Here is a 5,502-nt window from a genome sequence, read left to right on the forward strand (position 1 = left end):
GAGCATGAGTACGACTTAGCGATGACACTGATGGCTATCATTGAGCAATGCGGTCAAAGGCGCGGCTATCCTGTTGAACGTTTTATATTTAATTCTGACTAGCTACTTACAACTGCAACACAACCCGATTGGTTGCAAGCAGAACAATTTCCTTCGAGGTTTCTTAAATCGAGGGAAAAGAAACCCTTAAACAGCCTTAACCTTGACATGAAATGCTTGAGAGAAGCATCAGCACTTTGTTTAGAGAGACCGCATGAGTTGTGACGAGTCTCTTACAGAAGAAAATTTTAGCTTTCAACAGCCGCTGACCCGGAGTTAAACCAGCAGCAAACTCATCGTTCGCATCACCCTTACTTGTGCTCCAACGGCACTAACCGTTGGAGGAGTTTTTGTGCGAAAGCGTCAGGCAAAACTGCTCCTGACTAACAACGAGTCTTTACCCACCAATCAAAAAATTAAAATATCATGACCACTGGAAATCACGTTATTTTCATTCACCCTGATGGCACCAGCCCTTCTCACTACGCGGCCGCCCGCTTTATTGATAAGGGTCCCGATGGGCGCTTAAATTGGGACACGCTTGATCGCGCAGGCGTCTACTTGGGGCACCTGGAAGACCAGTTAGGAGGAACCTCCAATGCGGGTGCCGTTACTCATGCAACGGGCGCAAAAACCTATGCAGAGTCGTTTGGTCTCAATGCCGATGGTTCTCCCATTAAGTCGTTATCTGGCAACACAGGTAAGACGATCGTTCAAGAGGCGATTGCCACCAATAAAGTGACCGCTTTAGTGCAGTCAGGAGCAGCCTATGAACCGGGTACCGCTGCCTTCGTGGCTCAAGTCGGTGAGACGACCGTCGACGGTCAGCGGATTCCACCCCGTCAACGGTTAGCAGACATCACCAGAGAGGTGATTCTGTCGGGTGCCGATTTCATTCTGGGCGGCGGCGAACTCAACATGATTCCGGTGGGACAGAATGGCTTTCACGGCACTGCCGCTGAGTACAATGCCCTGAGCACCAACGCGCTGCAACGTCCATCGGAGAACTTGATCGACCTGGCAAGGAGCTTAGGTTACACCGTCGTCTATACCGAGCAACAACTCAACGCTTTGCTCGATCCTACTAAGTACTCCACCCCGCCAACCAAAGTATTAGGGGTCTTTGCTCCGGTTCACACTTTTAACGATCGCCCTGAAGAAGTTTTAGCTCAAAGCCAGCTGCCGCTCTACCGTGAGACAGCTCCAACCATTGGTGAAATGTTGGATGTCACTCAGAAGTTGATGGAAAAGCACCCCAACTTCAACAATGGCTCCATTGCGATCGTCGAAGAGGAAGGTAGCGACAACTTTGGGAACAACAACAATGCCGCTGGAACGATCGAAGGCACCCGACGAGCCGATGCCGCAATCGGTGTCGCAGTAAACTTTATCAATAAGTATCCCAACACTTTGCTGTTAACAGCGGCGGATAGTGATGCCGGCGGATTGCAAACCCTTGATCGCGACGATCCCACGGCACCCGTTGGCACTGTTAACAGTAACCCCACCACTTCAAGCCGACCGGTTCCCCTTGACGGTCAAACCGGCGCCAATACCCTACCCTTTGTTGCAGCTCCTGACGCCAATGGCGATGTTCTACCTTTCGCCGTTGGCTGGGTGGGCACTCCTGATTTCAGCGGCTCGATCGTTAGCAAAGCGCATGGCCTCAATGCAGACAAACTGCCTGCTACAGTCGATAACACAGGCATGTACGAGTTGATGTACGAGACGCTGTTTAAGACTGAATTGCCCTCTCGCGTTACACCACCCACGACTGCTCCCACTGCAACCCAGGACACAGGGAACGTCATCTTCATTCACCCAGATGGTACCAGCCCTTCGCATTACATGGCGCTACGGAACATCGACAAGGGTCCGGATGGTCGGTTGAACTGGGATCGGATGTCCAACGCGGGCGTTTACCTGGGGCATATGGAAAACCAGCTGACTGGAACATCCAACGCGGGCGCTGTCACTCATGCCAACGGTGTCAGGGTCTTTGATGAGTCCTTTGGTCTAGAGGAGGATAATACTGAGGTTGTGCCGCTGTCTGGGAAAGTTGGCAAAACGATCCTGGAAGAAGCGATCGACGCTGGCAAAGCGACCGCCCTGATCCAATCGGGCCATTTAGCAGAACCTGGCTCTGCTGCCTTTGTTGCTGAAACGACAAATCGTTTAGCAAACGACATCCGAGCGCGCGATAAATACTCTGAAATCATTGAACAGGTGATTCGCTCTGGCACCAATGTCATTTTTGGTGGTGGCGAACTTTATATGCTGCCCAAAGGCACAACGGGTTTTCATGTTACGGCTGCACTTGATGCTAATGAAAGCCGTCCAGAACGCCGTCCAACAACTAACTTGATTGAGCTAGCAGAATCTTTAGGCTACACAGTGGTCTACACCGAGGAGCAAATGAATGCAGCGGTGAGTGGATCAAACCCACCCCAGAAACTTCTGGGTGTGTTTGCGGCTATTCATACCTTTGATGATGTCACCGAGGAAGCACTTGGTTTAAACACAGCAAATCCACAGCCGCTCTACGTCGCCACCGCTCCTACGGTGGCTGAAATGCTGGATGCATCGCTCAAAATCCTCCAGCAAGACCCAGATGGCTTCTTTGCAGTGGTTGAGGAAGAAGGTAGCGATAACTTTGCCAACAACAATAATGCGGTTGGCACGGTGGAAGCGATTCGACGAGCCGATGTGGCGATCGGGGTTGCCATAGACTACGTTGATAGCCAAGATCCCAACACGCTGGTGATTACGGCTGCCGACAGCGATGCCGGCGGGTTACAGGTTTTCCAGTATGTTCCGTATGCCCGTCCGACCGGAAACTTCACCAGTACCCCGGCACTACTTGACAGTGAGCCTCAAGTTCCTTTTATCAACGTCAACCCAACGACGACGAACACAACTCGTAATTTTCTGGATGGTGTGAATGGCAGCACGGCGAGCGCTGACTTTCCCTGGAGACCATTCACATCGATGGCTAGTCTGGATGGTGCAATGGGAAATTTTGCCGTTGGGTGGGTCGGCACACCCGACTTCCCTGGCAGCATTGTTTCCAAAACCTACGGTATGAATGCTGAACAACTGCCTAGCACTTTAGACAACACCGAAATTTACCGCCTTATGTACCAAACATTGTTTGGAGTGCGTTTTTCGGCAGTGGTCAAGGCTGAGGGTGGAGCCAGGACGGCTGAAGTGACGGCAGGCGAGGGCTATCTAGCCGTAGTAAATTTCGGCGGGATTGGTCGCGGTGCCAATCCTTCAGAAAACACGATCGCTGAGGTAGACACGATCCAATTTAAGGGTGCAGACTTGACCGCTCGCAATCTGGTACTGACTCAAAAAGGCGATGATCTAGTGGTCAGTTTTGAGGGCGTTGCCGCTACGGGCGCCATTCTACGGAATTTTCAATTGGACAACCTGGACAATTTGAGCCAGTCTACTGGAGCCTCTGTGAACCTTGGAAACCTTGTGTTTGATGGGCAAAGCAGTGTTCAAGACAGCTTTGACGTGTTTAATGCGGAGTGGGATTTAGAGCAAATCTTCAACCGCAACTCGGTCACCTTTCTCAACGAGCTAGACAACAGTGTGCGCGGGTTTGATCACTCCGATGATGTCATCAATACTCAAGGTGGTGACGATCGCAGCTTCGGACTCAGCGGCGCCGATCTCCTACGCGGGGGCGCTGGCTACGACTACCTGGATGGCGGACGTGGAAACGATACCCTAGTGGGCGGCTCAGACGCTGATGTCTTTGTGTTGGCAAGGGGGAGTGGCTCAGACACGGTTCAAGACTTCAGCCTCTTGGAAGGGGATAAGTTTGCCCTGTCAGGTGGTTTAACTTTTGGACGGTTAAGCATTCTCCAAGGGACAGGTGCAGACGCGAATAACGCGCTGATTCGAATCGGTAGCACCAGTGAGCTTCTAGCCACCGTGGTCGGTGTTCAAGCCAGCAGTCTGACACAAGCTAATTTCCTGCTGACTGCTTAAAGTAGAGCTGGGCAGCTTATTTGCACTTTGCTCTTTTGCTGCGTTGACGAGGACAGGAGCAAGTACGGTTCAACGTACTTGCTCCTGTCCTTTTGTTATCAGATGTTGCACAGATTGACTAATACCTCTTTTGTCACTTTCGATGGAGTAAAGTCTGAAAGCCTTATCCATCTTCTCTTTCTCAATAAGAGAGCTAAAAGGCACCAGAGAAGCGAAACCGCTGTGCAGCACAGCTTGTAAATTTCTATCCGATTAGAGTAACAAAAGAGGGATGACATAGGGACTCGCTTGAAGACAAAGTGCCTGTTGCTCGCAGACATCGTGTTTCCAGGAAACAGTGGTGAGCCATTAGCTGTTGCTAAGTCTGACCGCTGTCCGTCGGTAGTGCTGTGGTGTACTACAAAACAGATTATGCGTTGAGGCTGATATCTGAGTTGCTCAGTGATGAGAGTGGTGAGAGAGTGGCAAACTTGCCACCAGTGCCAAACCCAGCGCTAGCAACGTTTTGGTTGTAATAAAGGTCGCCACTGAAACGATCGAAAACGATGCGGGCAGTACTACCCGCCGCGAGGGAGGCACCATTGGCAGGGGTAGAAAGGGTGGCAAAGTCGTCTGCAGCCAGCGATCGCCCAGTACCCTTAAGGTTAGTGAAGGTAGTGCGGCTCAGGATAATTCTGTCGCCCTCAGCTCTATTGAAATCAGTAATGGTATCAACGCCTAAGTCTTCAAGCTTAAAGGCTCTATCAGAGGCAAAGAGAAAGCGATCGACACCCGCATCGCCTGTAAGTTGATCGTTGCCAGCCCCCCCGTACAAGCGATCGTTACCATCTCCACCGCGTAAAAGATCGTCACCGCTGAGACCATTGATGTGATCGTTACCACCCTGACCATTGATGACATCTTTAGAGGTTTCAAACCCCTGGATGGTGTTGTTCAAATCGTTGAGGAAGGTAACGGTGTTGCGGTTAAAGACTTGACTGTAGTTCCAATCAGCGTTGAAAACATCGAAGCTGTCCTGGATAGTGGTTTGCCCATTGAACAGGATGTTGCCGATGTCTACACTGGCACCTGTGGAGCGCTGGAGATTGTCCAGGTCTTCGATCGCGAAGTTTTTCAGCACGACCTTGCCCTCGGTCTGACCGAGGAAGCTGAGTTCTAAATCGCTGCCGAATTGGGTCAGTTGCAAAGTCTCGGCAACCAAAGCACTGCCGCTGAAGATGAGCATATCTACTTCAGCGATCACGTCGGCAGTAGGATTCACACCTGTACCAGCGCCACCAAAGGCTTTGATTATCAACGTGCCTTCGGTAGCAAAAAATTTGGTGTTACCGCCTGTGTCAATCACCGACTGTGACTGAGCAAAAGATTTTGCGCAATTTGCAAATAGGTAGCACAAGCTTATAAAGTTGAAACCTGTGCGCGTTGCAGGGTTTGATTCACTTCCAATTGCTGTTCCTTCAA

At 50.9% G+C, this 5,502-nt stretch carries 2 protein-coding genes; one reads left to right on the top strand and one right to left on the bottom strand.

The annotated features are described in order from the left end of the window. Positions 1–465 precede the first annotated feature (465 nt). On the top strand, positions 466–4,041 hold the full coding sequence (locus H6F76_RS00030; protein WP_190504825.1) for an alkaline phosphatase: 3,576 nt from the start codon (positions 466–468) through the stop codon (positions 4,039–4,041). Between the two features lie 409 nt (positions 4,042–4,450). On the opposite strand, the gene H6F76_RS00035 is transcribed toward H6F76_RS00030, so the two are convergent. Then, on the bottom strand, positions 4,451–5,502 hold a 1,052-nt coding region (locus H6F76_RS00035; protein ID WP_190504827.1), incomplete at its 5' end, for a calcium-binding protein.

It is taken from the genome of Leptolyngbya sp. FACHB-321, assembly GCF_014695975.1.
GTDB lineage: Bacteria > Cyanobacteriota > Cyanobacteriia > Leptolyngbyales > Leptolyngbyaceae > Stenomitos.